This is a genomic window from Pseudomonas sp. GW460-12-10-14-TSB1 (assembly GCF_017349775.1).
In the GTDB taxonomy this organism is placed as follows: Bacteria; Pseudomonadota; Gammaproteobacteria; order Pseudomonadales; family Pseudomonadaceae; genus Aquipseudomonas; species Aquipseudomonas piscium.
Window position 1 is genome coordinate 31,314 of the sequence record NZ_JACNAC010000009.1, and the last position, 23,280, is coordinate 54,593.

Here is a 23,280-nt window from a genome sequence, read left to right on the forward strand (position 1 = left end):
TGAAGGGGCATTGAAGGCCGGTATGACGGGGCTGCGGGAGCCCCGTAGGAAAAGGCTTATTTCTGTACCACTTATTTCTGTGCGACTTATTTCTGTACCACCGCGCCGGGTGGTGGCGCCTTGGGCTTCATCAGGCTGAAGTCGATCAGGGCTTTCTCGTTGCGCTCATAGGGGTTGCCGATCAGCAGCGGGCGCGGCTTGAAGCTGTCGCTGACCAGGCTCTTGCTGCGGTCCAGCTCATCGGAACTCAGCCCGGCCATGTCGGCCCAGGTGTGGATCAGGTTCGAGCTGCTGTAGGGGCGGCCGAGGTCGCCGGCGAAGTTCCAGTCGTGGTTCTGCTTCCACTTCGGCGAAGCCCAGGCGATGAAGGGAATGGTGTACATCGGCGCGGTCGGTTTGCCTTCGTTGCGGCCCAGGGTGTTGTGGCCGGCAGAGTCGAACACGTCTTCGCCGTGGTCCGACAGGTACAGCAGGAAGCCGTTGGGGTCGGTCTTGGCGTAGTCCTTGATCAGGCTCGAAACCACGAAATCGTTGTACAGCACGGCGTTGTCGTAGCTGTTGTAGGTCGGTACCTGGTCGTCGCGCACGCCGGTTGGCACGCCGCTGCGGTCGGTGAACTTGTCGTAGCTCGGCGGGTAGCGGTACTGGTAGCTCATGTGGGTGCCCAGCAGGTGGACCACGATGAACTTGCGCGGCGCGCCGTCGGCCAGGGCCTTGGAGAACGGCTCGAGCACGTCGCCGTCGTACTGGCGGGCGTTCTGGTTGCGGTTGTTGTTCAGGTAGACCTGCTCGTCCGCCTGCTCGGAGAAGGTGGTGAGCATGGTGTTGCGCTTGGTCATGGTCTGCTGGTTGGTGATCCAGTAGGTCTTGTAGCCGGCCTGCTTCATCACGCTGACCAGGGACGGGGTCTTGAGGTACAGGTCCGGGTTTTCTTCGTCGGCGAAGGTCAGCACCTGCTGCAGGGCTTCGATGGTGTAGGGGCGCGGGGTGATCACGTTGTCGAAGATCGCCAGCTGGTCCTTGAGCTTGTCCAGCTCCGGGGTGGTCTGGCGCGGGTAGCCATAGAGGCTCATGCGCTGGCGGTTGGTCGACTCGCCGATCACCAGGACCAGGGTCGAAGGCTGGTTTGCCATGCTGTCCTTGAGGTTCTGCAGCGGCGGGATCTTGCTCACGTTGTCGAGCATGCCCTGCATGTTTTCCAGCTGCTCGCGATAGCGCCGGTAGGCCACCACCATCTGCCATGGCACCGCGGGCTCGATGCGCGTCTCGAATTTCTCCAGGCCGCCGGCGAAGCTGCCGGTGCGCGCGGTCTGCTTGATCAGCGGGTAGCCGATGACGGCGATCAGGATTGCCATGGCCGCCACCAGCGCACGGCCGCGCGGCAGGTAGACCGGGCGCAGGCGGGTCCAGAGGAAGAGGGCGAAGGCGGTATGGGCGAGGAACGCCAGCACCATCCACCAGGCGAAGTACTGGGTCAGGTACTCGCCGGCTTCGGAGGGGTTCGACTCGAACATGATGAAGATGACGCTCTGGGAGAACTCCTGCTGGTAGATGAAGAAGTAACCCAGGCTGGCCATGGAGCAGGCCCAGAGCACCACGCCTATGACGGCGGCCATCGCGCGGGTACGGGCCGGGAACAGGAGCATCGGCGCCAGCCAGATCGCGCTCATGATGAACGCCTGGCGGAAACCGGCGAAGCCGGAGGTGTCGGTCAGCTGGATCAGCAACTGGGTGATGCCGGAGAAGTACCAGAAGAACAGGAAGAGCCAACCCAGGCCCGCCCAGTCAAACCCTTTCGCGGACGTCTTGTCGCGTTTAAACACAGCCATCGAGCGCTCCAGCTTCATTGAACAGGACATTCGCCGGAAAGCTTCGACCACCTCGGCGAACGCGCGCCGCGCCCGTGGGGGCGGCAATATTGCGCCGGAGTATCCATAAGAAGGTGTGAAAACTTTGTGAGTTGGTACCTGCGTGTCAGATAATGCCGTCGCCAGGAGGCGGGAAGGGTAAAAAGCGACGGGCAAAAAGAAGCCGGCGATCCATCGAGGACTCAGCCGGCTTCATTAATAACCTGTTGCAAGGACCGGCCACGGCGGGCGGGTTCCTCGGATCAATCAGGCGTGTAGCTGGGTGACGGCAGCCGCCTGACCCTGGTTCTGCAATGCCAGGCGCAGTTGCGCCAGCTCTTGCTTCAACTGGTCGCGCTCGTTCTTCAGTTCGCGCAACTCGTCACGACGGATAGTGACGTAGAGGGTTTGTGCAGGTCGTGCCGGTAGTACTGTGCCCATTGCTCACCTCGCAAATGGCGTGCATCAACTGTGGTCCGGCCGCTCGAATTCCGGGGCCTGAAACACTATCGGCGGCAATTTTGATTTCTTTTGCCGGCAAAGGGAACTTTTTTATTTTCAGCGGTCGTTGTGCCTTCTGGGCGATTTGCGTCGTTATCCACTCACTGCTTGGGAAACACTGTTTTGGAAACTTAGTTCAGATGCTCTGGACTAACCCTCACGAGCCTCGTTGGGCTATAACCTTTTGACACAATTTAGTAGTAAGGAGCATCAGCACATGCAACTGGGGATTATCGGACTGGGCCGCATGGGCGGAAACATTGCACGGCGCCTGATGCTCAATGGGCATGAAACCGTGGTCTATGACCGCAACAGCGCTTTTGTCAGCACCCTGAGCGGCGAAGGCGCCAAGGGCGTCGCCGACCTGCCGGCCCTGGTCGCCGGCCTGGAAAAGCCGCGCGCGGTCTGGGTCATGCTGCCGGCCGGCGCGCCCACCGAAGACACCATTGAAACCCTCAGCCAGTTGCTCGAACCGGGCGACGTGATCATCGATGGCGGCAACACCTACTACAAGGACGACATTCGTCGCGCCCAGGCGCTGGCGGAAAAGGGCCTGAACTACATCGACGTCGGCACCTCCGGCGGCGTCTGGGGCCTGGAGCGCGGCTACTGCATGATGATCGGCGGCGACGCCGAGGTGGTGCGCCGCCTGGACCCGCTGTTCGATGCGCTGGCACCGGGCATGGGCGACATCCCGCGGACCAAGGACCGGGTGGCTGAAGACGATCGCGCCGAGCGCGGTTACATCCACGCCGGCCCCGCCGGTGCCGGGCACTTCGTCAAGATGATCCACAACGGCATCGAGTACGGCATGATGCAGGCCTTCGCCGAAGGCTTCGACATCCTCAAGACCAAAGCCTCGCCAAGCCTGCCGGAAGACCAGCGCTTCGACCTCAACGTCGCCGATATCGCCGAAGTCTGGCGCCGCGGCAGCGTGGTCTCGTCCTGGTTGCTGGACCTGACCGCCGACGCCCTGGCCACCGATCCGCAACTCGACGGTTTCTCCGGCGAAGTGGCCGACAGCGGTGAAGGTCGCTGGACCATCGAAGCCGCCATCGAGCAGGCGGTGCCGGTCCCGGTATTGTCCAGCTCGCTGTTCGCCCGCTTCCGTTCCCGCCAGCAGAGCACCTATGGCGACAAGATGCTGTCGGCCATGCGCTTCGGCTTTGGCGGCCACGTGGAGACTCCGAAAAAATGACCTCCTCGCGAAAGAAGTCCAAGGCTCAACCCGCTCCACCCACCACACTGTTTCTGTTCGGCGCCCATGGCGACCTGGTCAAGCGCCTGCTGATGCCGGCGCTGTACAACCTCAACCGTGACGGCTTGCTGGATGAGGGGCTGAAGATTGTCGGCGTCGATCACAACGCGATCAGCGATGTGGATTTCGCCAAGAAGCTCGAGGACTTCATTCGCACCGAGGCCGCCGGCAAGGTCGGCAACGGCGCGCAAGCGCTGGATCCGGCGCTCTGGGCCAAGCTGGCCAATGGCATCAGCTATGTCCAGGGCGACTTCCTGGACGACAGCACCTACGACGCGCTGGCGGCGAAAATCGCCGCCAGCGGCACCGGCAATGCGGTGTTCTACCTGGCCACCGCACCGCGCTTCTTCAGTGAAGTGGTGCAGCGCCTGGGCGCGTCGGGGTTGCTGGTCGAAGGGGACAACGCGTTTCGCCGGGTGGTGGTGGAGAAGCCGTTCGGCTCCGACCTGCACACCGCGCAAGCGCTGAACGAATGCCTGCTCAAGGTGATGAGCGAGAAGCAGATCTATCGGATCGACCATTACCTGGGCAAGGAGACGGTGCAGAACATTCTGGTCAGCCGTTTCTCCAACAGCCTGTTCGAGGCTTTCTGGAACAACCATTACATCGACCACGTGCAGATCACCGCGGCGGAAACCGTCGGGGTGGAAACCCGTGGCAGCTTTTATGAAAACACCGGTGCACTGCGAGACATGGTGCCCAACCACCTGTTCCAGCTGCTGGCGATGGTCGCCATGGAGCCGCCGGCCGCCTTCGGCGCCGATGCGGTGCGCGGCGAAAAGGCCAAGGTGGTGGGGGCGATTCGTCCCTGGAGCACCGAAGATGCCCTGGCCAACTCGGTGCGTGGCCAGTACGTGGCGGGCAAGGCGGGCGACAAGCCGGTGGCCGGCTACCGCGAAGAGGCCAATGTGGCCCCGGACAGCAACACCGAAACCTACGTCGCCCTCAAGGTGATGATCGACAACTGGCGCTGGGTCGGCGTGCCGTTCTACCTGCGCACCGGCAAGCGCATGAGCGTGCGCGACACAGAGATCGCCATCTGCTTCAAGCCTGCGCCGTACGCGCAGTTCCGCGATACCGAGGTCGACCACTTGCAGCCGACCTACCTGCGCATCCAGATCCAGCCCAATGAAGGCATGTGGTTCGACCTGCTGGCGAAAAAGCCCGGGCCGACCCTGGACATGGCCAATATCGAGCTGGGGTTCGCCTACAAGAACTTCTTCGAGATGCAGCCTTCCACCGGCTACGAGACGCTGATCTACGATTGCCTGACCGGCGACCAGACCCTGTTCCAGCGCGCCGACAACATCGAAAACGGCTGGCGCGCGGTGCAGCCGTTCCTCGATGCCTGGAAGGAAAAGGCCAAGGTCCATATCTACCGGGCCGGCGAAGACGGACCGGCGGCCGGCGACGAGTTGCTGACCCGCGACGGCCGTGAATGGCACAGCCTCGGATGAGCGGCGAGGGGCGGCCGGCCATCCAGTTCCTGCTCAGCGACATGGACGGCACCTTGCTGCTGCCCGATCACAGCCTGAGCCAGCGCACCATCGCCGCGGTGCGTGCGTTGCGCGAAGCCGGGGTGTTCTTCAGCCTCGCCACCGGGCGGCCGCCGCGGGCCATGTTGCAGCAGATCGAGGCCCTGGGCGTCGACCTGCCGACCGCGGCGTTCAATGGCGGCACCATCGTCAACCCCGATGGCAGTTTCCTGGTGCGCCACCATGTGCCGGTGGAAGTCGTCGTCAGCACCTTGGCGCTGCTGTCGCCACAGCCGGAGGTGGAGGTCTGGGTCTTTGCCGACGGCGAATGGCTGTTGCGCAATCCCCATGGGCCGATGGTGCCGCGGGAGCAACATGGCCTGGGTTATCCGCCAGTGGTGGTGGAGAGCTTCGAGGACTACCTGCCGCGCATCGACAAGATAGTCGCCGCCAGTGCCGACACCGAGCTGTTGGTGGAACTGGAGGCGCGTTTGTTGGCGCAGGTCGGTGGACAGGCGCAAATCTCCCGTTCGCAGCCGGTGTACCTGGATGTGACGGCGCTGCAGGCCAACAAGGGGCAGGCGTTGATGACCCTGGCGGAGTTCCTTGGGGTGCCGCTGGAGCGCACCGCGGCGCTGGGGGATGGCGGCAACGACCCGGCGATGTTCCAGCAGGCCGGGTTGTCGATTGCCATGGGCCAGGCCGAAGCGGCGGTGAAACGCCAGGCCGACCTGGTGACGGGCAGCAATGTCGCCGATGGCGCCGCCGAAGCGATCGAACGATTTATCCTGCCGCGCTAACGCAAAAACCTCTGTAGCCGCTGTCAAAGGCCTCAGCGAACGACCCTACGGGCCGATCGCAGCCTGCGGCAGCGGCTACAGTCCTTTACAGCCAGTAACTCACCGCATACCAGCCCAGTACACCCATCACCAGGGTGTAAGGCAGCGCCATCCACACCATGCGCCCATAGGAAAGGCGCACCAGCGGCGCGATCGCCGAGGTCAGCAGGAACAGGAACGCCGCCTGGCCGTTGGGCGTGGCCACGCTGGGCAGGTTGGTGCCGGTGTTGATCGCCACCGCCAGGGTCTCGAAGTGTTCGCGGCTCATCTGCCCGGAAACGAAGGCCTGTTTCACTTCGGTGATGTAGATGGTGGCGACGAACACGTTATCGCTGATGGCCGACAACAGCCCGTTGGCGATAAACAGCATGCCCGGCTGCTGGCCCGCCGGCAGCGCCAGCACCCACTGGATCAGCGGGGTGAACAGCTGCTGGTCGTGAATCACTGCCACCACCGCGAAAAACACCACCAGCAGGGCGGTGAACGGCATCGCATCCTTGAAGGCGTTGCCCAGGCGGTGCTCGTCGGTGATGCCGGTGAAAGCGGTAATCAGCACGATCACCATCAGGCCGATCAGGCCAACCTCGGCGATATGCAGGGCCAGCGCGGCAATCAGGATCAGCGCCGCCACGCCCTGTACCAGCAGCGCCGCGCGTTGCCGGTCGGTGCGTTCGGCGTTGTCTTCGGCGGCGTAGTTGGCCAGCACCGCGCGCACGTTGTCCGGCAGCAGGGTGCCGTAGCCGAACCAGCGCAGTTTCTCCAGCAGCACGCAGGTCACCAGCCCGGCCACCAGCACCGGCAGGGACACCGGGGCGACCTTGAGGAAGAAGTCGGCGAAGTGCCAACCCATTTCATGGCCGATCAGCAGGTTCTGCGGTTCGCCCACCAGGGTGCAGACGCCGCCCAGGGCGGTGCCCACCGCGCCGTGCATCAGCAGGCTGCGCAGGAAGGCGCGGAACTGTTCCAGGTCCTGGTGATGCAGTTGGGGCAGGTGCTGGTCATCGTTGAATTCGCTGTCCTGGCGCGGGTCGTTGCCGGAGGCCACCCGGTGATACACCGAATAGAAGCCCACCGCGGCGCTGATAATCACCGCGGTGACCGTCAGGGCATCGAGAAACGCCGAGAGGAAGGCCGAGAGAAAGCAGAACAGCAAGCCCAGCAGCGCCTTGGAGCGCACCCCCAGCAACAGCCGGGAGAACAGGAACAGCAGCAGTTCCTTCATGAAATAGATGCCGGCCACCATGAACATCAGCAGCAGGATCACCGGGAAGTTGTGCACCAGTTCGTCGTACAGCGCCTGGGGCGTGGTCATGCCCAGCGCCACGGCTTCCAGCACCAGCAGGCCGCCGGGCATCAGCGGGTAGCACTTGAGGGCCATGGCCAGGGCGAAGATGAACTCGGCCACCAGCATCCAGCCGGCCGCCACCGGGCCGACCGTGAACAGCAGCAAGGGGTTGAGCAGCAGGAAGGCGAGGATGCTGGCTTTGTACCAGCGCGGTGAATGGCCGAGAAAGTTGTGGGCGAAAGCCTGGGCCAGTGAACCGGACATTGGCTGCTCCTTGTATTGAAGAAGCGCGCAACTTGCCGCAAGCACCGGTGAAGATCAAGAAACTCTGAAATCTTTTGCCACAAATACCGCCGGGGCCGGTGCAGGAGCCAGCAAGCCAGCTCCTGCGGGCGGTGCCGGTCAGTCTTCGCGTTTGACCACCAGGGTCAGGATGTCGTAGCTGGCCACCAGTTCGCCCAGCTGGTTGCTGACCTCCACGTCCCAGGCCACCACGCCCTGGGGGATACCTTGCGGGCTCTGCTTGCCCTGGTCGATCTTGCGCTTGCAGGTCAGGCGCGCCTGGATGGTGTCGCCGATGCCCACCGGGTTGATGAAGCGCAGGGTATCCAGGCCGTAGTTGGCCAGCACCGGGCCCGGCGCCGGGGACACGAACAGCCCGGCCGCCGCTGACAGCACGAAGTAACCATGGGCGATGCGCTTGCCGAACTGCGACTCCTTGGCCGCGATTTCGTCGAAGTGCATATAGAAGTGGTCGCCGGACAGGCAGCCGAAGTTCACCAGGTCGGCCTCGGTCACCGTGCGTCTGTGGGTCAGCAGCGACTCGCCGATCTGCAGGTCCTGGAAGAACCGGCGGAACGGATGTACTTCGGTCTCGATGACCTTGGCGCCACGCACGTATTCGCCGGTGACCGCCGCCAGCATGGTTGGCGAGCCTTGCACCGCCGCCCGTTGCAGGTAGTGCTTCACCGCGCGCAGGCCACCGAGCTCCTCACCGCCGCCGGCACGCCCCGGACCGCCGTGCTTGAGCTGCGGCAGCGGCGAGCCATGGCCGGTGGATTCGGCGGCGGATTCGCGGTCCAGCACCAGCAAGCGGCCGTGCCAGGCCGCGGCAACCGGGATGGCCTTGGCGGCGATTCGTGGGTCGCGGGTCACCAGGCTGGCCACCAGGCTGCCTTTGCCCCGCGCGGCCAGGGCCAGGGCTTCGTCGAGGTCGTCATAGGCCATCAGCGTGCTGACCGGGCCGAAGGCCTCGATATCGTGAGCGCCGCCTTCGGCATGCGGGTCGCGAGCCTGCAACAGGGTCGGGGCGAAGAACGCGCCCTGGCTGGTGTTTGCCCCGCGCGGCTCGAAGCCGTCCCGGGCGCCGAACAACAGGTCGCTGCTCTGCAACAAAGTCTCCAGGCGTTCGGCCACGTCCCGCTGCTGGTCGTGGGAGGCCAGCGCGCCCATGCGCACGCCTTCCACCGACGGATCGCCGACCACCACCTTGGCCAGCCTGTCGCGCAGGCGGCTGGCGACCGCGTCGATGTGCCTGGCCGGCACTATGGCACGGCGAATGGCGGTGCATTTCTGCCCGGCCTTGGTGGTCATTTCCCGGGCCACTTCCTTGATGAACAGCTCGAACTCTTCGTCGTCCGGGCTCACGTCCGGGGCGAGGATCGCGCAGTTCAGCGAGTCGGCCTCGGCATTGAAGGGCACCGAGTTGCGAATCAGCTGCGGATTGGCCCGCAGCTTGGCCGCGGTGTCGGCCGAGCCGGTGAAGGTCAGTACGTCCTGGCCCTGCAGGCGGTCCAGCAGGTCGCCGGTGCTGCCGATCACCAGTTGCAGGCTGCCGGCGGGCAGCAGCCCCGATTGGTCCATCAGGCGTACCACGGCTTCGGTCAGGTAGCTGGTGGCGGTGGCCGGCTTGACGATGCACGGCATGCCCGCGAGGAAGCTCGGGGCGAACTTTTCCAGCATGCCCCAGATCGGGAAGTTGAAGGCATTGATATGCACCGCTAGGCCGCCGCGGGGCACCAGGATATGGGTGCCGGCGAAGCTGCCGAGCTTGCTCAACTGCATCGCCGGGCCTTCGTGGACGATATTGCCCGAGGGCAATTCCCGCGACCCCAGGCTGGCATAGGTGAACAGGGTGCTGTTGCCGCCCTCGATGTCGATCCAGCTGTCGGCGCGGGTGGCGCCGCTGTGGTGGGAAAGGGCGTACAGCTGTTCCTTGCGTTCGCTCAGGTACAGCGCCAGCGCCTTGAGCCGCTGGGCGCGCTGCTGGAAGTCCAGGGCCATGAGGGAGACGATGCCCTGGCGCCGGCCATGGTCGAGCGCCTCGGCGAAATCCAGGCGCTCCTCGTGGGTACGGGCCAGTTCGTGGCCGTCGATGGCACTGCGCAGCACCTGGGCGCCGTGTTGGCCGATCCAGCGGCCGGCGATGAAGCTTTGCAGGGTAGGGGCGTGAGGCATCACGATTCCTCCGGATGATGAATGAGGCCGGCGCGGCCAGCGACCGCGCCGGCGGGGTTTACCAAAGAGCCAGGGTGTAGCCGAGAATCAGGCGGTTCTCGTCGAGATCGGTGGTCAGGCCGTTGCCCGAACGAAAGGTCACGTTGCGCCAGCGGATGCTCAGGTCCTTCAGCGGTCCGCTCTGGATCACGTAGGTGATGTCGGTGTCGCGTTCGGTTTCTCGGCCGTTGTCGACAGTGCCCGCCTTGACGTGGCGGCCGTCGGTGTAGCGGGTCATGAAGGTCAGGCCGGGCAGGCCCATGGCCGCGAAGTCGTAGTCGTAGCGCAGTTGCCAGGAGTCTTCCTCGGCGCGGGTGTAGGTGTTGTAGGTCACCAGGTTGACCACGTAGGGATCGCCGCCGTTGAGGAACGGAAAGGCGCTATCGCCGGACAGCTGCTGCCAGGTGGCGCTGATTTTGTGCGGGCCCTTGATCAGGCTGAACATGCTGTTGAAGTTGCGGTTGTCGATCCGCCCGGCGCGCCCGGCGCCGTCGCCACGGCTGTCGAAGTAGCGCAGGTCGCTGCGCAGGCTGAAGCCGCCGCCCAGGGGCTGGGTATGCAGCAGGCCGAGGTAGTGCTGGCGATAGATCTGTTCGAGCTTGCCGTAGTAATAGCTGAGGCTCAGTTGCGGGCTGAAGGCGTAGCTGGCGCCGGCGAAGTCGAAATGATCGCTGCGGGCGGCGCCGTAACCTATGTCGTCGTTGCTCGAGGAATCGCGCAGGTTGGCTTCGGTCAGGCGCCCGGCATTGACCGTCAGGCCGCTGATTTCCTGGCTGGTCAGCAGGCCGCCCTGGAACGTCGAGCCCAGCAGGCGGGTGTCGTTGTAAGTCGCGACGGGCAGCAGCGGTTGCAAGGTGCCGATCTTCAACACGCTTTTCGACAGGCGCAGCTTGCCGGTCAGGCCCAGTTCGCTGAACTCGTCCGCCGGTTCGTGGCTGTTGGGGCCGAACGGCAGCAGGCCGGTGCCACGGCGATCCGGGCTGGAATCGAGCTTGAGCCCGAGTTCGCCAAGGGCATCCAGGCCGAAGCCCAGGGTGCCCTCGGTGTAGCCGGACTCGATCCGCGCGGTGAAGCCCTGGGCCCATTCCTCGGCCTTGGACTGCGCGGCGTTGGCCTGGCGAAAGTCACGGTTGATGTAGTGGTTGCGCATTTCGATCCGTGCCTTGCTGTCGCTGATGAAGTCGGCTTGTACGCTGCAGGTGAACAGGCCCAGGCCCAGCGAGGCCATGGCCGGCAGCAGGTGTTTCGGTGAGGCGATGGAAACGGGGTTCATTGTTGTTATTCCCTGTCATCGATCGGAACGGGTTCAGTGTTTGCTGGCGCCGGAAGCGCCGATGCCGGTCATCGAGCGGATGAACTGCGCAAGGTAGCGGCCACGCTCCAGTTCGGCCCGCGCCGAGGTGTCGGTCACCGAGAACAGCCAGGCACTGAGGAACGCCAGGCTCATGGAAAACAGCGCCGGGTTGGAATAAGGGAACAGCGCCCGCTCGTGATGCAGCACGTTGACCCAGACCGCCGGGCTCAGCACCAGCAGTACGATCGCCGACACCAGCCCGGCCAGGCTGCCCGTCACGGCGCCGCGGGTGGTCAGGCCTTTCCAGAACATCGAAAGGAACAGCACCGGGAAATTCACCGAGGCGGCGATGGCCAGTACCAGCCCGGACAGGAAGGCGATGTTCTGCGACTCGAACAGCAGGCCGAGGACGATCGCCAGCACGCCGATGCACAGGGTGGCGATGCGCGACACGCGCATTTCCTGCTGCTCGCTGGCCTGGCCCTTGCGCAGCACGCAGGCATACAGGTCGTGGGACACCGCCGAGGCGCCGGACAGCGCCAGGCCGGCGACCACCGCGAGGATGGTGGCGAAGGCCACCGCCGAGATGAAGCCGAGGAACAGGTTGCCGCCCACCGCCTGGGCCAGGTGCACGGCGATCATGTTGCCGCCGCCGATGATCGCGCCGTTGGCATCGCGGAACGCCGGGTCGGTGCCGACCATGACGATCGCGCCGAAGCCGACCACGATCAGCAGCAGATAGAAGTAACCGATGAAGCCGGTGGCGTAGAACACGCTCTTGCGCGCTTCCTTGGCGTCGCTGACGGTAAAGAAGCGCATCAGGATATGGGGCAGGCCGGCGGTGCCGAACATCATGCCCAGGCCCAGGGAGATGGCATCGATGGGGTTCGACAGCAGCCCGCCGGGGGCCATGATCGCGCTGCCCTTGGCATGCACGGCGCTGGCCCCGGCGAACATCGCTTCGGTGCTGAAGCCGAAATGCCTGAGCACCATGAACGCCATGAAGCTGGTGCCGAACAGCAGCATCACCGCCTTGATGATCTGCACCCAGGTGGTGGCGAGCATGCCGCCGAAGGTCACGTAGAACACCATCAGCACGCCCACCAGCATCACCGCATAGAGGTAGCTGATGCCGAACAGCAGTTCGATCAGCTTGCCGGCGCCGACCATCTGCGCCACCAGGTACATCAGGGCCACGGTCAGGGTGCCGAAGGCCGAGGTCAGGCGCACCGGGGTCTGCTCCAGGCGGTAGGACACCACGTCGGCGAAGGTGTACTTGCCCAGGTTGCGCAGGCGTTCGGCGATCAGGAACAGGATGATCGGCCAGCCGGCGAGCACGCCCAGGGCGTACAACAGGCCGTCGTAACCGTTGAGGAACATCATCGCCGAGATGCCCAGAAAGGACGCCGCGGAGATCATGTCGCCGGCGATCGCCAGGCCGTTCTGCAAGCCGCTCATGCCGCCGCCGGCGGTATAGAAATCACTGGCCGAGCGGGTGCGCAGGGCGGCCCAGCGAGTGACGCCGAGGGTGAACAGGACAAACACCAGGAACATGCCGATGGCGTTCCAGTTCAAGGGGCGGGCGCTGCCTTCGGCGGCCAGCGCCAGGTCGGTGGCGAACACGCACGGCAGGGCGAACAACGCCAACAAGCGCTTCATTGGGCGCACTCCTGCTTGAGCTTTTCGTTCAGCGGGTCAATGACGTTATTGGCGCGATAGACGTAAAAACCGGTGAGGGTGAAGGCCAGCAGCACGATTGCCACGCCCACCAGCATGCCGACCGTGGTCACCCCGCCACTCAGCGAGCGCCCCAGGGTGCTGGGGGAAAACGCCACCAGCAGCACGAAGCCGTAGTAGATCACCAGCATGGCCAGGGTCAGGGACCAGTAGAGGTTCTGTTTGCGCCGCACCAGCTGGATGAAGTCGGGATGCTGGCGGATCTGTTCGATGTCTTGCGGGGTCATGGGAGCGCTCTCTTGATGTTGTTTTTGTTTTGGTTGAAACGCGGTGAACTTTTTTGCTTCTGCAGCTGCTGCCTCAAGAACGTGTCCGCTACGCAGCCCACGGCAGCGGCTACAGGTCAGAGCTGGTCGAAGTCCAGCACCACCTTGTCGCTGACCGGGAACGACTGGCACGACAGCACGTACCCGGCCGCCACTTCGTAGTCCTCGAGGGCGTGGTTGCTGTCCATCTCCACTTCGCCTTCGATCACCTTGCACTTGCAGGTGGAGCACACCCCGGCGCGGCACGAATAGGGCAGCTCGGCGCCCTGGGCATTGCCGGCATCGAGGATGCTCTGGCTGTTGCGTGGCAGGTCGAAGGCCAGGGCGCGACCGTCGCTGATCACGGTGATCTGGCTGACCGCCGCGTCGAGCTGCCGGGCCGCCTCGCGCGCCTCGCGCTTGTGCTGGCTGCCCGCGGCGGCGAACAGTTCGAAGTGAATGCGTTCGGCGGCCATGCCGCGGGCCTTCAGGCTGTCGCGCACGGTTTCGGTCATCTCCTGCGGGCCGCAGATGAAGGCCGCGTCCAGGGCCTTGACGTCGAGCCAGCGGGAGAACAGCCGGGCGCATTTGTCGGCGTCGATCCGGCCGTTGTAGAGGTCGACGTCCTGCTGTTCGCGGCTGAACACGAAGATCAGGTTCAGGCGTTGCAGGTAGCGGTTCTTCAGGTCTTCCAGCTGTTCGCGAAACAGGGCGGTGGAGCTTGCGCGGTTGCCGTACAGCAGGGTGACGCGGCTGTGGGGCTCGGTTTCCAGGGTGCTCTTGATGATCGACAGGATCGGCGTGATGCCGCTGCCGGCCGCCACCGCCAGGTACTGGCCATGGCGCGCGGGGTCGAGTTCGACATGGAAGTGCCCGGCGGGCGGCATCACGTCCAGGCAGTGCCCGGGCTTGAGCCGGTCATTGGCGAATGCCGAAAAACGCCCGCCGGCCACGCGCTTCACGGCAATGCGCAGCTCGCCGTCGTTGACCCCGGTGCAGATCGAATAGGAGCGGCGCACCTCCTCGCCATCCAGCTGGGTGCGCATCACCAGGTGCTGGCCCTGGGTGAAATGAAAGCTGTCCTGCAGGTGCTGCGGAATCTCGAAGGCGATGGATACCGCGTCGCGGGTTTCGCTGCGCACATCCTTGATGGTCAGGCTGTGGAATTTGCTCATTGTTGTTCTCCCACTGACGCGGCGTCAGATGCACTTGAAATAGTCGAACGGCTCCAGGCAGTCCTGGCAGCGATACAGCGCCTTGCAGGCGGTCGAGCCGAACTCGCTGAGCTGTTCGGTGTGGGCGCTGCCACATTGCGGGCAGCAGATGGCAGCGCTTTCACCCAGCAGGCTGCGTTTGCTGCCACTACCCACTGGCGGGGCGATGCCGTAGGCCCGCAGCCGTTCGCGGCCGCTGGCGGTGATCCAGTCGGTGCTCCAGGCCGGGGTCAGCCGGCGTTGCAGGCGGGGCGCGGAAAACCCGGCGAGTTCCAGGGCCGCGCGGATATCGCCCTCGATCACCTCGGTGGCCGGGCAGCCGGAATAGGTCGGGGTGACCACCACCTGCAGGTGGCCGTCGTGCCAGTCGAGGTCGCGAACGATGCCCAGGTCCACCACGCTGACCACCGGCACCTCCGGGTCCATGACCGCGCCGAGGATGTTCCAGGCGGTTTCCAGATCGCCCGGTTGCTGGGCGCGGGCGCCGCGGTCGCTGGAAATCAGTTCACCAGGTCGCATCGGGGTAGGCTCGTGGCAGCGCCTGCATTTCCGCCAGCAGAATGCCCAGGTGTTCGCTGTGCAGGCCGCGGCGGGCGTCCAGGTAGAAATGGCAGGGGGCCGGTGGCAGGGGCAGGGTGGCGCTGGTGAAGATCTGCGTCACCCTGGCCTGCCAGGCGCTGGCGACCTGTGCGGGGTCGGCGATGATGCCGGCGCCGTGCAGGTGGTTTTCGCTGTCGTCGCCGCTGATCAGCTCGAGGGTGAAGCGCCAGAGCAGGGGAATCGCCTCCAGCATGCGTTGGTGGCTGTGCTCGGTGCCGTCGCCCAGGCGCTCGACCCATTCGCTGGAGCGACGCAGGTGATAGGTGACTTCCTTCACCGCTTTGGCGGCGATCCCGGCGATACGCTCGTCGCTGGACTGGGCCAGGCCCTTGAGCACTTCCAGGTGCCAGGCGTCGTAGAGAAACTGCTTGAGCATGGTCACGGCGAAATCGCCGTTGGGCTGCTCGACCAGCAGCAGGTTGCGATAGGCCCGCTCGTCGCGGCGGAACGCCAGGTGGTCGGCATCGCGGCCGTCGTCCAGCAGTTCGGCGGCGTAGTCCAGCCAGTTGCGGGCCTGGCCCACCAGGTCGAGGCCGACGTTCATCAGCGCCAGTTCTTCTTCCAGGGCCGGCGCGCGGCCGCACCACTGGCACAGGCGCTGGCCCTGGACCAGGGCGCTGTCGCCCAGGCGCAGCAGGTATTGGATCAATTCGTTTTGCGTGTTCATGGTCGACCTCACATGTGCCCGACTTCGGCCGGCAGCTCGTAGAAGCTGGCGTGGCGATAGACCTTGTCGTCCGCCGGGTCGAACAGCGGGTCCTTTTCATCCGGGGACGAGGCGACGATCAGCGCCGAGGGCACCACCCACAGGCTCACGCCTTCGCTGCGGCGGGTGTAGAGCTCGCGGGCGTTCTCGATGGCCATGGCGCTGTCGGCGGCGTGCACGCTGCCGACGTGCTTGTGGTTGAGCCCGTGCTTGCTGCGCACGAAGACTTCGAAGAGGGTCCATTCAGACATAAGGGTGACTCCACATCAGGGGCTGAAGCGGTGTAGTCCTGGCCGCGGGTTGCCGCGGCCAGGGTTCACGCGGCGTTTTTATTGGTTTTATTGCGGGCGTGGGCGACCGCGGCCTCGCGCACCCAGGCGCCGTCCTCGATGGCCTTGCGCCGGGTGGCGAGGCGTTCCTGGTTGCACGGGCCGTTGCCCTTGAGCACTTCGTAGAATTCGTCCCACTGGATCTCGCCGAAGTCGTAGTGGCCGCGCTCGGCGTTCCACTTCAAGTCCGGGTCCGGGCAGGTGCAGCCGAGCAGCTCCAGCTGCGGGATGGTCTGGTCGATGAAGCGCTGGCGCAGTTCGTCGTTGCTCTGGCGCTTGATCTTCCAGGCCATGGATTGCGCGCTGTTGGGCGAGTGTTCGTCGCTGGGGCCGAACATCATCAGCGCTGGCCACCACAGGCGGTCGATGGCGTCCTGGACCATGTCCTTCTGCGCCTGGTTGCCCTCGCGCATCAGGGTCAGGAGGATTTCGTAGCCCTGGCGCTGGTGGAAGCTCTCTTCCTTGCAGATGCGCACCATGGCTCGGGAGTAGGGGCCGTAGGAGGTGCGTTGCAGCACCACCTGGTTGACGATCGCCGCGCCGTCCACCAGCCAGCCCACCGCGCCCATGTCGGCCCAGTTCAGCGTCGGGTAGTTGAAGATACTCGAGTACTTGGCGCGGCCGCTGTGCAGCTTGGCGATTTCCTCGTCGCGGTCGGCGCCCAGGGTTTCCATCGCGCTGTACAGGTACAGGCCATGGCCGGCTTCGTCCTGGATCTTGGCCATCAGTTGCAGCTTGCGCTTGAGGGTCGGGGCGCGGGTCACCCAGTTGCCTTCGGGCAGCATGCCGACGATTTCCGAATGGGCGTGCTGGGAAATCTGCCGGATCAGGGTTTGCCGATAGGCATCCGGCATCCAGTTCTTGGCTTCGATCTTGATTTCCGAATCGATTTTTTCCTGGAAGGCGCGTTCCTGTTCGGACATCTCCGAACGGGGCTTGATGCTTTTGATTCCGGTCTCTACCAGCTGTGCGTACATGGTGCGTCTCCTGCCGTGAAGGATTGCCTGGGCATGGAGAACTTTATATGTGATACAAAAATAAATATCAAACATAAAATAGCGTGTCGTATGTGTTTTTGTATCGCTTTGCCCGGCGAGGGCTTTCCCGCGGGCAAAAAAAAGCCCCGCCGAAGCAGGGCTTTAAGCGCGAAAGGCTTATTTTTGCCGGTTATCCACCACGTGGCTGGCCTTGCCTTCGGAGCGTTTGAGGGAGAAGGGTGGGCGCAAAACGATACGCGAGCTGATGCCGATATAGGTCTTGATGTGCCGGCTCAGTTCGTCGCAGATGGCTTTCTGCTGCTCGTCGCCCAGCTGCTGATGCTCGTTCTTGAGTTCCACATGCACCTCGACGCTGTCGAGGTTGCCGTTGCGGTACAGGTGGATTTCGTAGCATTCGCAGAGTTGCTGGACCTTGAGCACCTGCTCCTCGATCTGCGTGGGGAACACGTTGACCCCGCGAATGATCAGCATGTCGTCGCTGCGCCCGGTGATCTTGTCGATCCGCCGCATGGGCCGCGCCGTACCGGGCAGCAGGCGGGTCAGGTCGCGGGTGCGGTAGCGGATCATCGGCAGGGCTTCCTTGCTCAGCGAGGTGAACACCAGTTCGCCCATCTGGCCATCCGGCAGCACCTGGCCGGTCACCGGGTCGATGATCTCGGGGTAGAAGTGGTCTTCCCAGATGGTCGGCCCGTCCTTGGTCTCGGCGCACTCCATGGCCACGCCGGGGCCCATGATTTCCGAGAGCCCGTAGATGTCCAGGGCGGTGATGCCCAGGCGCTGCTCGATGGCGCTGCGCAGTTCGGCGGTCCAGGGTTCGGCGCCGAAGATTCCCAGGCGCAGGGCGAGCTTTTGCGGATCGATGCCCTGGCGCTCGATCTCGTCGGCGATGTTGAGCATGTAGGAGGGCGTGACCATGATGATGTCCGGCTGGAAGTCCTTGATCAGCTGCACCTGTTTTTCGGTCTGGCCGCCGGACATCGGAATCACCGTGCAGCCCAGGCGTTCGGCGCCGTAGTGCGCCCCCAGGCCGCCGGTGAACAGGCCGTAGCCGTAGGACACATGGACCTTGTCACCACGTCGGCCGCCGGCGGCGCGAATCGAACGCGCGACCACCCTGGCCCAGGTGTCGATGTCGTTCTGGGTGTAGCCGACCACCGTCGGCTTGCCGGTGGTGCCGCTGGAGGCGTGCAGGCGCACCACGTCCTGGATCGGCACGGCGAACATGCCGTAGGGGTAGTTGTCGCGCAGGTCGGACTTGCTGGTGAACGGGAACTTCGCCAGGTCCTCCAGGCTGCGCACATCGTCCGGGTGCACGCCGAGCGCGTCGAAGCGCTGACGGTACAGCGGCACATTCCGGTAGGCGTGGTTCAGGCTCCAGCGCAGGCGTTCCAGCTGATGCTGGCGCAGCTGGTCGACGCTGGCGGTTTCCAGCGGGTCCAGCAGGGGATCAAGCACGGCTTTGGCAATTGGCATGTTCATGGCTTCACTCGAATTATTGTTGTGTTGCGACCCGCCGGCGGGCGGGTCTTGAGTGCCTGCGCCAAGGATACCCGTGGGGGCTCCGGGCGCGGGTGTATCTGGTCTTAAAGTCGTTCGATGATCAGGGCGATGCCCTGGCCCACGCCGATGCACATGGTGCACAAGGCGTAGCGGCCCTGGCGCTGCTCCAGCTCGTGCAGCGCGGTGGTCACCAGGCGCGCGCCGCTCATGCCCAGGGGGTGGCCCAGGGCGATCGCGCCGCCGTTGGGGTTGACCCGCCCGTCGTCGTCCGCCAGGCCCAGCTCGCGCAGTACCGCCAGGCCCTGGGCGGCGAACGCCTCGTTGAGTTCGATCACGTCCATGTCCGCCAGGCTCAGCCGGGCCAGTTCCAGTACCTTGCGCGTGGCCGGCACCGGGCCGATGCCCATGATCCGTGGCTCGACCCCGGCGGTGGCCATGGCGACCACCCGACCACGCGCCTTGAGGTTGTAGCGTTGCGCGGTCGCGGCATCGGCCAGCAACAGGGCGCAGGCACCGTCGTTGACCCCCGAGGCGTTGCCCGCGGTGACGCTGCCGCCCTGGCGGAACGGCGTGCCGAGCTTCTGCAACTGTTCGAGGCTGGTGTCGCCCCTCGGGTGTTCGTCGTGTTCGACCAGGGTCGGCGGGCCTTTGCGCTGGGGAATGGGCACCGGGACTATTTCCCTGGCCAGGCGTCCGCTGGCTTGTGCGGCGGCGGCCCGCTGCTGGCTGCGCAGGGCGAAGGCGTCCTGGTCGGCGCGGGAAATGCCGAACTGCGCGGCGACGTTCTCCGCGGTTTCCGGCATCGAGTCGATGCCGAAGCCTTGTTCCATCAGCGGGTTGACGAAGCGCCAGCCGATGGTGGTGTCGAACAGCTCGGCCTGGCGGGAAAACGCGGTCTGCGCCTTGCCCATCACCAGCGGTGCACGGGACATCGACTCGACGCCGCCGGCCAGTACCAGCCCGGCCTCGCCACAACGCAGGGCGCGGGCGGCGGTGCCGATGGCGTCCAGGCCGGAGCCGCACAAGCGGTTGAGGGTGGTGCCGGGGACCTCCACCGGCAGCCCGGCCAGCAGCGCCGACATGCGCGCCACGTTGCGGTTGTCCTCGCCGGCCTGGTTGGCGCAGCCGTAGATCACTTCGTCGACCCGGCTCCAGTCGACCCCGGGATTACGCTGCATCAGGGCGCGCAAGGGTATTGCCCCCAGGTCGTCGGCACGCACGCTGCTCAGGGCGCCGCCGTAACGGCCGATGGGAGTGCGGACCGCATCGATGATCAGGGCGTCATTCATTGGGGTTCTCCTGCGCCAGCACCGGGCCGCGCACTTTGTAGGATTTGCCGTGGAACAGGGCGATCAGCACGCCATGCTGGTTTTCGATCCGCACGTCGTAGTTGCCGGTGCGGCCGCTACGGCTTTGCTCGATGCAATCGGCGGTCAGGGTGTCGCCCAGGCGGGCCGGGGCGATGTAGTCGATGCTGCAGCCGATGGCCACGGTGGCTTCGTCGTAGGTATTGCAGGCCAGGGCGAAGGCCGAGTCTGCCAGGGTGAACAGCAAGCCGCCGTGGCAGGTGCCGTGGCCCTGGAGCATGTCTTCGCGCACGCTCATGCCCAGTCGGGCGGCGCCGGGCGCCACGGACAGCAGGCGCATGCCCAGCGCCTGGCTGGCGTTGTCGCGTTTGAACAGGCTCTGGGCGCACGCGCTGGCCAGGCTCATGGCAGGGTGATCAAGCATGCAGCGTCCTCCCTTCGGCCACCCGGCGGCGCAACAGCAGGGACGGTCGATAACGCTCCTCGCCGTAGGCGGCCTGCAGGTTTTGCAGGACCTCGAGCACCCATGGCAGGCCCAGGCGGTCGGCCCAGGCCAGGGGGCCTTCGGGGTAATTGACCCCGGCGCGCATCGCCAGGTCGATGTCCGCCGCCGAGGCCACGCCTTGCAGCAAGGCGTCGGCGGCCTCGTTGGCGAGCATCGCCACCGTGCGCAGGACCAGCAGCCCCGGGCTGTCGCTGAGCTGGCTGACCTTGAACCCGGCGCGTTGCAACAACGCCACCGCCTGGTCGCGGGCCAATGGGCTGGTGCCGGCGCAGCAACTGATGGCCAGGCGTCCGGCGCTGGCATAGTCATGGGCCAGGTCCAGCAGGATCAGGTTGCTCAAGCCTTGGTCGCGGGCGCGCTGGCTGGCCAGGCGTCCGTCGCTGACGGCCAGCACCGCGTCGCCGATCCGCAACAGGCCATGGCCGTCACGCTCGATCAGCCGCACACCTGACTCGCGCAGGCGTTGCAGCAAACCTTGGGCTGCCCCCAGGCCGCCCTCGACCACGCAGTGCTCGATGGGCTGATCGCTGTGCAGTTCGACAGGGGCTGGGCGTTCGGCGCCCTCGGCATAGGAATAGAAGCCCTGGCCAGTCTTGCGGCCGAAATGCCCGGCATCCACCAGTTCCTGCTGAATCAGCGACGGCTGAAAGCGCATGTCGCCGTAATAGGCCTCGAATACCGAGCGGGTCACTGCGTAGTTGACGTCGTGCCCGATCAGGTCTGTCAGCTCGAAGGCGCCCATGGCAAAACCACCGGCCTCGCGCAGCAGGGCGTCGAGGGTGGCGCAGTCGCCGGTGCCTTCCTGCAACAGGCGCAGGCTTTCGGCGTAGAACGGCCGGGCCACGCGATTGACGATAAAGCCCGGGGTGGACCGGGTGTGCACCGTCTTCTTGCCCCAGTTTGTCGCGGTGTCGTACAGGCGCTGCGCCAGTTGCCGGTCGCTGGCCAGCCCTGAGACGACCTCGACCAGCGGCATTACCGGTGCCGGGTTGAAGAAGTGCAGGCCCAGCAGGCGTTCGGGGCGTTTCAGGCCGGCGGCGATGCGGGTGATCGACAGCGAAGAGGTGTTGCTGGCGAGGATGCAGCTGTCGCGGCACAGGCTTTCCAATTGGCGAAACAGCTCACGCTTGGCCTCGAGGTTCTCGGCGATGGCTTCGATGATCAGCTCGCTGTCGGCCAGTTGCTCGATGGATTCGGCCGCCTGCAACCGGGCCATGGTTGCCCTGTGCGCCTGGGTATCGAGCTTGCCGTTGGCCACGCGTCTGGCGAGTTGCCGGTCGATGCCGGTGATGGCTTGCGCCGCGGCGCCCGGGCGGTTGTCCAGCAGCCATACCGGGTGGCCGGCTTGGGCCGCGACCTGGGCAATGCCGGCGCCCATCGCGCCGGCGCCGATCACCGCGACACGGGCCTGGGGTGTCAGTGCGCTCATGTTCAGCGTCCCTTGAAGATCGGTGTGCGTTTGTCCATGAAGGCACTCACGCCTTCGCGGTAGTCCTCGCTGCGCCCGGCCAGGCGTTGCAGGTCTTTTTCCAGTTCCAGCTGTTCGTCGAAGCTGTTATTCAGGCTGGCGTTGAGACTGCGCTTGATCAGCGCCAGGCCGTAGGTCGGCTGGGTGGCCAGGTGGCGCGCGAGCTTGAGGGCCTCGTCACGCAACTCGGCATCTTCGACGCAGCGATAGATCAGGCCCCATTGCTCGGCCTGTTCGGCCGTCAGGCGATTGCCCAGCAAGGCCAGGGCCTTGGCCCGCGCCATGCCGACCAGGCGCGGCAAGGTCCAGGTGCCGCCGGAATCGGGGATCAGGCCGATCTTGCAGAACGCCTGGATAAAGCTTGCCGACCGACCGGCCAGCACCAGGTCGCAGGCCAGGGGGATGTTGGCCCCGGCCCCGGCGGCCACGCCGTTCACCGCGCAAATCACTGGCAGCGGCAGGTCGCGCAACTGGTGGATCAGCGGGTTGTAGAAGCGCTCGATGGACTCGCCCAGGTCCGGTACCTCCGCGCCGGGAGCCACGTTGCGGTCGCTCAGGTCCTGGCCGGCGCAGAAACCGCGGCCTTCGCCGGTCAGCAACAGCACCCGGGCCTCGGGATTGGCGCGCAGTTGCTTGAGCGCTTCGCGGACCTCGCCATGCATCTGTGTGTTGAAGCTGTTGAGTTGTTCGGGGCGGTTCAGGCTGAGGAGGGCGACGCCTGCCTCGACGGAAAACAGGATGTGTTCGAAGTTCATGGTTCTGGCGCTCTCTGACGGGTCGTGTGAGTCGTTGGTCCGTATGCCGGCCTAGTGGCCGGTGAAGCTGGGCCGGCGTTTTTCCTGGAAGGCGCGGATGCCTTCTTCGCGGTCGCGGGTGCCGGCCAGCACCGTGAAGGCATGGCGCTCGAAGCGCAGGCCGCTGGCGAGGTCGGTGTCCAGCGCCTTGAGCAGTGCCTCCTTGGCCAGGCGCAAGGCCAGCGGCGCCTTGCCGGCGATCAGCCGCGCCAGCTGCAGGGCGCGCTCGACCGTGAGTTCCTGCTGGGTGACCTCGCTGACCAGGCCGGCGCGCAAGGCATGGCGGGCATCGATCGACTCGCCGCCGAGGACCATCTGCATGGCCAGGGATTTGCCGACTGCCCGCAGCAGGCGCTGGGTACCGCCGGCGCCGGGCATGATCCCGAGGTTGATTTCCGGCTGGCCGAAGCGCGCGTCCTCGCCGGCGATCAGGATGTCGGCGTGCATGGCCAGCTCGCAGCCGCCGCCGAGGGCGAAGCCGTTGACCGCAGCTATCAATGGTTTGCTGAAGCCGGTGATCTGCTGCCAGGAAGCCTGGCGCGGGTCGTTGAGGATGCCGGTGAGGTCGCGCTCAGCCATTTCATTGATGTCGGCGCCGGCGGCGAATGCCTTGCGGCTGCCGGTCAGCACCACGACCCGGGTCTCGTTATCGGCCTGGGCGGCGTCCAGGGCGGCTGCCAGTTCGCCGAGTAATTCGGTGGTCAGGGCATTCAGGGCGGCGGGGCGTTGCAGGGTAATCAGTCGAACGCCGCCGTCGAGGCTTTCGACAGCAAGGGTTTGAGGCATGGCGGATGCCCTCGGGGTGCACGCTCGGCGCAGGGCCGGGTCATTATTGGATCGGCTGGGGAGCCGGTTTTCGCCGAGTATATCGCCAATGCGATA

At 65.3% G+C, this 23,280-nt stretch carries 21 protein-coding genes; 3 read left to right on the forward strand and 18 right to left on the reverse strand.

Features of this window, described 5'->3' with window-relative positions:
* Window positions 1-86: 86 nt before the first annotated feature.
* Both J4D52_RS08360 and J4D52_RS08365 read right to left on the reverse strand, forming a co-directional pair.
* A complete protein-coding gene (locus J4D52_RS08360) occupies window positions 87-1,829 on the reverse strand; it encodes a phosphoethanolamine transferase CptA (RefSeq protein ID WP_025809059.1) in 1,743 nt (580 codons plus the stop codon).
* A 285-nt stretch (window positions 1,830-2,114) separates the two neighbouring features.
* Window positions 2,115-2,288, reverse strand: coding sequence for a DUF6026 family protein (locus J4D52_RS08365; protein ID WP_173678552.1), 174 nt, complete (start codon window positions 2,286-2,288; stop codon window positions 2,115-2,117).
* Between the two features lie 244 nt (window positions 2,289-2,532).
* On the opposite strand from J4D52_RS08365, the gene gnd reads away from it, so the two are divergent.
* The 3 genes from gnd to J4D52_RS08380 are packed head-to-tail and all read left to right on the forward strand — an operon-like array spanning window position 2,533 to window position 5,881.
* A complete protein-coding gene (gnd, locus tag J4D52_RS08370; protein WP_223265566.1) occupies window positions 2,533-3,546 on the forward strand; it encodes a phosphogluconate dehydrogenase (NAD(+)-dependent, decarboxylating) in 1,014 nt (337 codons plus the stop codon).
* The gene (gene zwf, locus J4D52_RS08375) at window positions 3,543-5,063 is read left to right on the forward strand and encodes a glucose-6-phosphate dehydrogenase (RefSeq protein ID WP_053279000.1); all 1,521 of its coding nucleotides are present in this window, start codon (window positions 3,543-3,545) and stop codon (window positions 5,061-5,063) included. The genes gnd and zwf overlap by 4 nt, the downstream gene beginning before the upstream one ends.
* The gene (locus tag J4D52_RS08380; protein WP_102677201.1) at window positions 5,060-5,881 is read left to right on the forward strand and encodes an HAD family hydrolase; all 822 of its coding nucleotides are present in this window, start codon (window positions 5,060-5,062) and stop codon (window positions 5,879-5,881) included. Before zwf ends, J4D52_RS08380 begins: the two co-directional genes overlap by 4 nt.
* A gap of 85 nt (window positions 5,882-5,966) precedes the next feature.
* On the opposite strand, the gene nhaB is transcribed toward J4D52_RS08380, so the two are convergent.
* The 16 genes from nhaB to paaF form a co-directional block, all read right to left on the reverse strand.
* Window positions 5,967-7,469, reverse strand: a complete 1,503-nt coding sequence (gene nhaB, locus J4D52_RS08385; RefSeq protein ID WP_025809055.1) for a sodium/proton antiporter NhaB — start codon at window positions 7,467-7,469, stop codon at window positions 5,967-5,969.
* Window positions 7,470-7,607: 138 nt separating this feature from the next.
* The gene (gene paaZ, locus J4D52_RS08390) at window positions 7,608-9,662 is read right to left on the reverse strand and encodes a phenylacetic acid degradation bifunctional protein PaaZ (RefSeq protein WP_102677202.1); all 2,055 of its coding nucleotides are present in this window, start codon (window positions 9,660-9,662) and stop codon (window positions 7,608-7,610) included.
* 58 nt (window positions 9,663-9,720) lie between these two features.
* Entirely contained in the window at window positions 9,721-10,974 is a 1,254-nt protein-coding gene (locus tag J4D52_RS08395) for an OprD family porin (protein ID WP_102677203.1), read from the reverse strand.
* Between the two features lie 33 nt (window positions 10,975-11,007).
* On the reverse strand, window positions 11,008-12,654 hold the full coding sequence (locus J4D52_RS08400) for a cation acetate symporter (RefSeq protein ID WP_081001499.1): 1,647 nt from the start codon (window positions 12,652-12,654) through the stop codon (window positions 11,008-11,010).
* Entirely contained in the window at window positions 12,651-12,959 is a 309-nt protein-coding gene (locus tag J4D52_RS08405; protein WP_102677204.1) for a DUF485 domain-containing protein, read from the reverse strand. Before J4D52_RS08405 ends, J4D52_RS08400 begins: the two co-directional genes overlap by 4 nt.
* A 116-nt stretch (window positions 12,960-13,075) precedes the next feature.
* A complete protein-coding gene (gene paaE / locus J4D52_RS08410) occupies window positions 13,076-14,152 on the reverse strand; it encodes a 1,2-phenylacetyl-CoA epoxidase subunit PaaE (protein ID WP_102677205.1) in 1,077 nt (358 codons plus the stop codon).
* 24 nt (window positions 14,153-14,176) lie between these two features.
* Window positions 14,177-14,710, reverse strand: a complete 534-nt coding sequence (gene paaD / locus J4D52_RS08415; RefSeq protein ID WP_063430550.1) for a 1,2-phenylacetyl-CoA epoxidase subunit PaaD — start codon at window positions 14,708-14,710, stop codon at window positions 14,177-14,179.
* Window positions 14,697-15,458, reverse strand: a complete 762-nt coding sequence (gene paaC, locus J4D52_RS08420) for a 1,2-phenylacetyl-CoA epoxidase subunit PaaC (protein WP_102677206.1) — start codon at window positions 15,456-15,458, stop codon at window positions 14,697-14,699. Before paaC ends, paaD begins: the two co-directional genes overlap by 14 nt.
* A gap of 8 nt (window positions 15,459-15,466) precedes the next feature.
* Window positions 15,467-15,748: a 1,2-phenylacetyl-CoA epoxidase subunit PaaB gene (paaB, locus tag J4D52_RS08425; protein ID WP_007926505.1), complete on the reverse strand. Its 282-nt coding sequence runs from the start codon at window positions 15,746-15,748 to the stop codon at window positions 15,467-15,469.
* A gap of 65 nt (window positions 15,749-15,813) precedes the next feature.
* Window positions 15,814-16,803: a 1,2-phenylacetyl-CoA epoxidase subunit PaaA gene (paaA, locus tag J4D52_RS08430; protein WP_207272120.1), complete on the reverse strand. Its 990-nt coding sequence runs from the start codon at window positions 16,801-16,803 to the stop codon at window positions 15,814-15,816.
* Window positions 16,804-16,980: 177 nt separating this feature from the next.
* Window positions 16,981-18,303: a phenylacetate--CoA ligase PaaK gene (gene paaK, locus J4D52_RS08435; RefSeq protein WP_102677806.1), complete on the reverse strand. Its 1,323-nt coding sequence runs from the start codon at window positions 18,301-18,303 to the stop codon at window positions 16,981-16,983.
* A gap of 104 nt (window positions 18,304-18,407) precedes the next feature.
* Window positions 18,408-19,613 (reverse strand): 3-oxoadipyl-CoA thiolase, encoded by a 1,206-nt coding sequence (gene pcaF / locus J4D52_RS08440; protein ID WP_102677807.1) that lies wholly within the window; start codon window positions 19,611-19,613, stop codon window positions 18,408-18,410.
* A complete protein-coding gene (gene paaI / locus J4D52_RS08445) occupies window positions 19,606-20,055 on the reverse strand; it encodes a hydroxyphenylacetyl-CoA thioesterase PaaI (RefSeq protein WP_023964863.1) in 450 nt (149 codons plus the stop codon). The genes pcaF and paaI overlap by 8 nt, the downstream gene beginning before the upstream one ends.
* The gene (paaH, locus tag J4D52_RS08450) at window positions 20,048-21,565 is read right to left on the reverse strand and encodes a 3-hydroxyacyl-CoA dehydrogenase PaaH (RefSeq protein ID WP_102677808.1); all 1,518 of its coding nucleotides are present in this window, start codon (window positions 21,563-21,565) and stop codon (window positions 20,048-20,050) included. The genes paaI and paaH overlap by 8 nt, the downstream gene beginning before the upstream one ends.
* Window positions 21,566-21,567: 2 nt before the next feature.
* Complete coding sequence (paaG, locus tag J4D52_RS08455; protein WP_102677809.1) at window positions 21,568-22,359, reverse strand: 2-(1,2-epoxy-1,2-dihydrophenyl)acetyl-CoA isomerase PaaG; 792 nt, start codon at window positions 22,357-22,359, stop codon at window positions 21,568-21,570.
* Window positions 22,360-22,410: 51 nt separating this feature from the next.
* Complete coding sequence (gene paaF, locus J4D52_RS08460) at window positions 22,411-23,184, reverse strand: 2,3-dehydroadipyl-CoA hydratase PaaF (protein ID WP_102677810.1); 774 nt, start codon at window positions 23,182-23,184, stop codon at window positions 22,411-22,413.
* Window positions 23,185-23,280: the final 96 nt, after the last annotated feature.

Excerpts from the sequence above, each read along its gene's own strand:
- paaF (WP_102677810.1), bottom strand. The coding sequence starts at position 23,184 with ATGCCTCAAACCCTTGCTGTCGAAAGCCTCGACGGCGGCGTTCGACTG.
- paaI (WP_023964863.1), bottom strand. The coding sequence starts at position 20,055 with ATGCTTGATCACCCTGCCATGAGCCTGGCCAGCGCGTGCGCCCAGAGC.
- paaC (WP_102677206.1), bottom strand. The coding sequence starts at position 15,458 with ATGAACACGCAAAACGAATTGATCCAATACCTGCTGCGCCTGGGCGAC.
- paaE (WP_102677205.1), bottom strand. The coding sequence starts at position 14,152 with ATGAGCAAATTCCACAGCCTGACCATCAAGGATGTGCGCAGCGAAACC.
- pcaF (WP_102677807.1), bottom strand. The coding sequence starts at position 19,613 with ATGAATGACGCCCTGATCATCGATGCGGTCCGCACTCCCATCGGCCGT.
- paaZ (WP_102677202.1), bottom strand. The coding sequence starts at position 9,662 with ATGCCTCACGCCCCTACCCTGCAAAGCTTCATCGCCGGCCGCTGGATC.
- paaA (WP_207272120.1), bottom strand. The coding sequence starts at position 16,803 with ATGTACGCACAGCTGGTAGAGACCGGAATCAAAAGCATCAAGCCCCGT.
- J4D52_RS08365 (WP_173678552.1), bottom strand. The coding sequence starts at position 2,288 with ATGGGCACAGTACTACCGGCACGACCTGCACAAACCCTCTACGTCACT.
- J4D52_RS08360 (WP_025809059.1), bottom strand. The coding sequence starts at position 1,829 with ATGGCTGTGTTTAAACGCGACAAGACGTCCGCGAAAGGGTTTGACTGG.
- zwf (WP_053279000.1), top strand. The coding sequence starts at position 3,543 with ATGACCTCCTCGCGAAAGAAGTCCAAGGCTCAACCCGCTCCACCCACC.
- paaB (WP_007926505.1), bottom strand. The coding sequence starts at position 15,748 with ATGTCTGAATGGACCCTCTTCGAAGTCTTCGTGCGCAGCAAGCACGGG.
- paaK (WP_102677806.1), bottom strand. The coding sequence starts at position 18,303 with ATGAACATGCCAATTGCCAAAGCCGTGCTTGATCCCCTGCTGGACCCG.
- J4D52_RS08395 (WP_102677203.1), bottom strand. The coding sequence starts at position 10,974 with ATGAACCCCGTTTCCATCGCCTCACCGAAACACCTGCTGCCGGCCATG.
- J4D52_RS08405 (WP_102677204.1), bottom strand. The coding sequence starts at position 12,959 with ATGACCCCGCAAGACATCGAACAGATCCGCCAGCATCCCGACTTCATC.
- J4D52_RS08400 (WP_081001499.1), bottom strand. The coding sequence starts at position 12,654 with ATGAAGCGCTTGTTGGCGTTGTTCGCCCTGCCGTGCGTGTTCGCCACC.
- nhaB (WP_025809055.1), bottom strand. The coding sequence starts at position 7,469 with ATGTCCGGTTCACTGGCCCAGGCTTTCGCCCACAACTTTCTCGGCCAT.
- paaH (WP_102677808.1), bottom strand. The coding sequence starts at position 21,565 with ATGAGCGCACTGACACCCCAGGCCCGTGTCGCGGTGATCGGCGCCGGC.
- paaG (WP_102677809.1), bottom strand. The coding sequence starts at position 22,359 with ATGAACTTCGAACACATCCTGTTTTCCGTCGAGGCAGGCGTCGCCCTC.
- paaD (WP_063430550.1), bottom strand. The coding sequence starts at position 14,710 with ATGCGACCTGGTGAACTGATTTCCAGCGACCGCGGCGCCCGCGCCCAG.
- J4D52_RS08380 (WP_102677201.1), top strand. The coding sequence starts at position 5,060 with ATGAGCGGCGAGGGGCGGCCGGCCATCCAGTTCCTGCTCAGCGACATG.